We start from the raw sequence: 5,200 nt of genomic DNA, 5'->3' as shown, positions 1-5,200 counted from the left end.
CAGTAGTACTGTACCAAATAAAAATACTCCCGCAACAAATGAAGCTACTGGTAACATTTTTATCATTTCATCAGGAAATACGAGTGGCAATAATGGAAATGCATACGCTGCTGGAATACGTACTCCAACGATTTTTAATAAAATAACCATTAATATCATATTTAATAACGTGACTACAATCCATGAATCAATTGCAAAATACAATAAAGTTCCAACAGTTGCCGATGCAGTTAATACTAATATTTGTTTAAAAGCCATTTTTTCATTATACATCGGCTTTTGAAGTGATTCATACACAACAACTAATATTGGTGGAATAACTGCTAATTGTTCATAACCAGTTATCCAGCATAAACTGATCCATACGAAATTTAGTATTAGAAATACAGTCATATATTTATACTGTATTTGCACTTTTCGCTCAATACCGTTGTTCAATTTAAATATAAGAACACCTATCATTAAAATAAATGTTAAAGCAAATACCGCGATAACAAATGACCATTCCGTCGCATTTGTTACTAACGGTAATAAACCTGTCGCAATGGATGGTGCTAAATTGGATTGAATAACACATAAAAACAACATCATTAATATAAGTGTTAAGCTAACTTTTCCTATATAGGAAATATCCATTTGATTCACTGCAAAACCAATAACAGCTGTTATTGACGGTGCAATAAAGATTTTTTCTGGTTGTCTTAACCATCCTGGCTCGCGATACGCCCATAAAGCAATTGCCATCGCTGCTATTTCCGGCAAAATGACTTCCGGATCATTTAATAACACACCAGCTGTTACCATAGCTAAAATAAATAAAATAGCAATCGTATATGAGATGATTGTTTCTTTCTTTGAAATTACTGCATTCATTATTGCATACTCCTTTTTACTTATTACTTTCATAATGTAAAACAACAACTCTTTATACCCTACCATAGTATTGTATATTAGCATCTTTTCTATTTCAAGTATTAGTATTCATTTACATCCTCTCTCATCCATACACATACAAAACAAAGCATTTTATAGACATTGACACTTATTAAAAGATAGGTTACAATAACTATACATTAGTAAGTAGCTAATGTAATTACATCTAACTAGAGGTGAAACAAATGAAAAACATTTTATTCCGTATTAACGAATTGTCAAAAAAAGAAAAAGCGAATGGATTAACAGTTGATGAAAAACAAGAACAACAAATGTTGCGCCAAAACTATACACAAACATTTCGTGGAAGCTTAGATTCCATTTTATTAAACACAAAAATTGTTGATCAAAATGGTCTTAACGTTACACCTGCTGCATTACAAGATGCTCAAATACGTTTAAAATTAAGCAAATGAGTTCCGCGCTAAAGAATTCTAATAAAACATAAAAAGAGCTGGATTTCCTATATAGAAATTCCAGCTCTTTTTATTGTCTTTTTTAATTTAGTAAACGAGCGATACATCGCAATTCTCCACGACACAATCATCGCAAATGCAAGTAAGAAAAACATGCCGCTTAACTCTGCCAAATCAATTGATTGGCTTAAATATGACTTTAATGCCACGCGTACAGCTAATAAGCCTACTAAAATAAATATGAATGCTTTTGACGGTTTCATAAATATATGTTCGCCTTTTATTTCGAACTTAGTTGTTTTAATAAGAAAAATAGAAAAGATAAGCCCTATACTAATTGCCTCAACTATTTCTAACGATGTTAATCGAAACTCTGGTAAAAAGTACATCGTTGCGCCTGTACTCATAAAAATTGGCGGCAATATAATTTTCTTTTTCGTTACCGGCTTTTTCGCTGCTTTAAAGCGCAGAAACATGACACCAACAGCCATACAAACCGCTAAAATACTTGATAAAAGTGCTATCATACTCTTCCCACTCCTATCTATTTAAAAGACTTTTTGAGCAAAATCATAAACCAAACGAGCCCGACACTTATAATAACATGACCTAATCCAGCCATATGGCTTAAACCGTAAAAGTCAGTTCCATTTACTTGTAGAAGACCTCTCCATAGCATTGTAGCAATAGTAAAGATTACTCCTACATTATAAACAACAAACCATGCACAAAAGCTCTTTGTTTCTTGTACATGAAACACTTTACATAAGGCTAAAGCAATTAAAAAGAATACAAAACCGAGCACTAATACATGTGTATGCACTAATTGCAACATTGTGGATCCTTTAATTCCTTGTGCTTTCGAATACTCTCTTGCAAATACACCTGATAATAAACCAATAATTAAGTAAATAAATGCCGCATTATATAATTTCTTCATTCTATTCCTCCTGTTGTAAACTTTCTATATTCGCTGCAATTATTTTAAGCAAAGTTTATGAACGGAGTATGAACAAAATATTACATTCAATTTTTGAAAATAAAAAAGCCATTCCACAAATAATAATTGTAGAATGGCTTTTCAATTTATTTTAAATCTTCTATTGAGAAAGCACCTGGCAGTAACTGCTCAACAGTCACTTCTTTTTCATCACCTTTTACATTCGTTAATAATACAGGCATTTTCGGATCACAGAATTCAGCAATTACTTGTCTACACGCACCACATGGTGAAATCGGTCCATCAGTTTCTCCTGTAATAACTAAGTAACTAAAATCGCGCTCACCTTCTGATACTGCTTTAAATATTGCTGTTCTTTCTGCACAGTTACATAAACCGTAAGAAGCATTTTCTATATTACAACCAGTATAGATTTTCCCTTCTTTCGTAACTAACGCTGCGCCAACAGGAAATTTAGAATACGGAATATACGCTTTCGATAACATCTTGTTTGCTTCTTCAATATATTTTTTCTTACCCATATTATTTCCCCCTCAAAGTAAACGAAATGATGATTAGTCAGTAATAACTGTATGAACTAATTTAGGAGCCACTGCTGTTTCAGCGATAGAGATGTTCTCATAAATTTTTGCTTTTACATCTTCTACATTTTCACGATTTGCGTAGATTGTTACGAATGGCTCGCCTTCTTTTACTGCATCGCCAACTTTTTTACGTAACATTAATCCTACTGCTAAATCGATTTCATCTTCCTTCGTTGCACGACCTGCACCAAGTAACATAGCTGCAATACCAATCTCATCTGCAACAATGTTAGAAATAACACCTGAAGTTTTTGCAGGTACATCAATTACATACTTCGCCTGTGGCATTTTTTCTGGATTGTCTACAATTGAGCTATCTCCGCCTTGATTGCTTAAGAACTCTTTAAACTTCTCAGTTGCTTTTCCGTTTTTCATCACTTCAATTAGCATTTCACGAGCTTCTTCTAACGTATTTGCTTTTTTCGCAAGTACGACCATTTGGCTACCTAATACAAGTACTAATTCTGTTAAATCTTCTGGACCTTCACCTTTTAACGTATCAATCGCTTCTTTTACTTCTAGAGCGTTACCAATCGCAAAACCAAGCGGTTGTGACATGTCTGAAATAACAGCCATAGTTTGACGTCCTACATTATTTCCGATACGTACCATTGCATGTGCTAATTCTTTTGCATCTTCTTCTGTTTTCATAAATGCACCAGCACCTGTTTTTACATCAAGTACGATTGCGTCAGCACCTGCTGCAATTTTTTTACTCATAATTGAACTTGCAATGAGAGGAATTGAGTTAACCGTTCCTGTTACATCGCGTAATGCATAAATCTTTTTATCTGCAGGTGTTAAGTTTCCTGTTTGTCCAATAACAGCTACTTTGTCACGGTTTACAATATCAATGAACTGCTCTTTCGTAATTTCAACGTGGAATCCTTCTACCGCTTCTAATTTATCAATTGTTCCGCCTGTATGTCCTAAACCACGACCAGACATTTTTGCTACTGGTACATCTAAAGCAGCTACTAATGGTCCTAATACTAATGTTGTCGTATCACCAACACCGCCAGTTGAATGTTTATCTACTTTAATTCCTTCAATTGCTGACAAGTCGATCGTTTCACCAGACTCAACCATCGCCATCGTTAAATCTGCACGTTCGCGATCTGTCATATCTTTAAAGAAGATTGCCATTGCAAGCGCACTCACTTGATAATCAGGAATACTTCCGTCTGTATATCCATTAATAAAGAATTTGATTTCTTCAGTCGTTAATTCTTTGCCGTCACGTTTTTTTGCAATAATATCTACCATTCTCATTACAATCACCATTCCTTTTTATATGATACGAATCTATTAAAATAATAAGCCAACGATTGTTGCTGATAAGAAACTTACTAATGTTGCACCGAATAGTAATTTCAAACCAAATCTTGCGACTACATTCCCTTGCTTTTCATTTAAGCTCTTAACCGCCCCTGCAATAATCCCAATTGAAGAGAAGTTTGCAAATGAAACTAAGAATACAGATATAATCGCTGTCGTTCTATCTGAGAAATTAAAGTTTCCTTGTGCTAAATCTGTCATAGCGACAAATTCATTCGATACTAATTTTGTTGCCATAATATTTCCGGCATTAACTGCTTCATACCAAGGTACACCCATAATAAATGCAAATGGTGCAAATACATAACCAAGAATTTCTTGGAATGAAATACCGATTACACCTTTAAATACTGCATTAATGAATGCGATAAGAGCAACGAAACCGACTAACATAGCTGCTACTGTAATCGCAACTTTAAATCCATCAATAATGTATTCCCCTAATACTTCAAAGAAAGTCTTTTTCTCTTCTTCTTGTACTTCTAACATATCTTCTTCCTCAGTAACTTCATACGGGTTAATGATAGAAGCAATGATGAAGCCACCGAATAAGTTAAGCACTAAAGCGGTTACAACATATTGCGGTTTTAATAACACCATATATGATCCGACGATAGACATTGAAACGGTAGACATTGCAGATGCACATAATGTATACATTCTTTTCTCTGGCAATAACCCTAATTGTTTCTTAACTGAAATAAACACTTCAGATTGTCCTAAAATCGCAGAAGCAACTGCATTATATGATTCTAGTTTCCCCATTCCATTTACTTTACTTAATGCTAGACCGATAGATTTCACAATAATAGGTAATACTTTAATGTGTTGCAAAATACCTATTAAAGCTGATATAAATACGATTGGCATTAATACACTTAAAAAGAACGAAAACTCTTTTTGATTTACTAATCCACCAAATACGAAATTCACACCATCAGCGGCATATTTTAATAACTCTCCAAAAC

At 33.9% G+C, this 5,200-nt stretch carries 7 protein-coding genes; 1 reads left to right on the top strand and 6 read right to left on the bottom strand.

Going from position 1 to position 5,200, the window contains the following annotated elements:
• On the bottom strand, positions 1 to 873 hold an 873-nt coding region (locus tag ABWK52_RS22440; RefSeq protein WP_353772142.1), incomplete at its 3' end, for a hypothetical protein.
• A 245-nt stretch (positions 874 to 1,118) separates the two neighbouring features.
• On the opposite strand from ABWK52_RS22440, the gene ABWK52_RS22435 reads away from it, so the two are divergent.
• Positions 1,119 to 1,349 carry a DUF896 domain-containing protein gene (locus ABWK52_RS22435; protein ID WP_000789773.1) on the top strand — a complete coding sequence of 77 codons (231 nt, stop codon included), beginning with the start codon at positions 1,119 to 1,121 and terminating at the stop codon, positions 1,347 to 1,349.
• A gap of 47 nt (positions 1,350 to 1,396) precedes the next feature.
• On the opposite strand, the gene ABWK52_RS22430 is transcribed toward ABWK52_RS22435, so the two are convergent.
• From ABWK52_RS22430 to ABWK52_RS22410, 5 genes are all read right to left on the bottom strand, one after another.
• Positions 1,397 to 1,876, bottom strand: a complete 480-nt coding sequence (locus tag ABWK52_RS22430) for a CcdC family protein (protein WP_000561046.1) — start codon at positions 1,874 to 1,876, stop codon at positions 1,397 to 1,399.
• Between the two features lie 17 nt (positions 1,877 to 1,893).
• Positions 1,894 to 2,289: a DUF2871 domain-containing protein gene (locus tag ABWK52_RS22425; RefSeq protein ID WP_000737863.1), complete on the bottom strand. Its 396-nt coding sequence runs from the start codon at positions 2,287 to 2,289 to the stop codon at positions 1,894 to 1,896.
• A 146-nt stretch (positions 2,290 to 2,435) separates the two neighbouring features.
• Positions 2,436 to 2,831: a cytidine deaminase gene (locus ABWK52_RS22420; protein ID WP_000516778.1), complete on the bottom strand. Its 396-nt coding sequence runs from the start codon at positions 2,829 to 2,831 to the stop codon at positions 2,436 to 2,438.
• Between the two features lie 33 nt (positions 2,832 to 2,864).
• Positions 2,865 to 4,166: a pyrimidine-nucleoside phosphorylase gene (locus tag ABWK52_RS22415; RefSeq protein WP_001983022.1), complete on the bottom strand. Its 1,302-nt coding sequence runs from the start codon at positions 4,164 to 4,166 to the stop codon at positions 2,865 to 2,867.
• 36 nt (positions 4,167 to 4,202) lie between these two features.
• A partial coding sequence (locus tag ABWK52_RS22410; protein WP_353772141.1) for a NupC/NupG family nucleoside CNT transporter occupies positions 4,203 to 5,200 on the bottom strand: 998 nt, incomplete at its 5' end.

This window comes from Bacillus sp. AP50 (assembly GCF_040492675.1).
GTDB classification, from domain to species: domain Bacteria; phylum Bacillota; class Bacilli; order Bacillales; family Bacillaceae_G; genus Bacillus_A; species Bacillus_A cereus.
The sequence above is the reverse complement of the archived record's forward strand: the minus strand, read 5'-3'. Positions and strand labels throughout refer to the sequence as shown.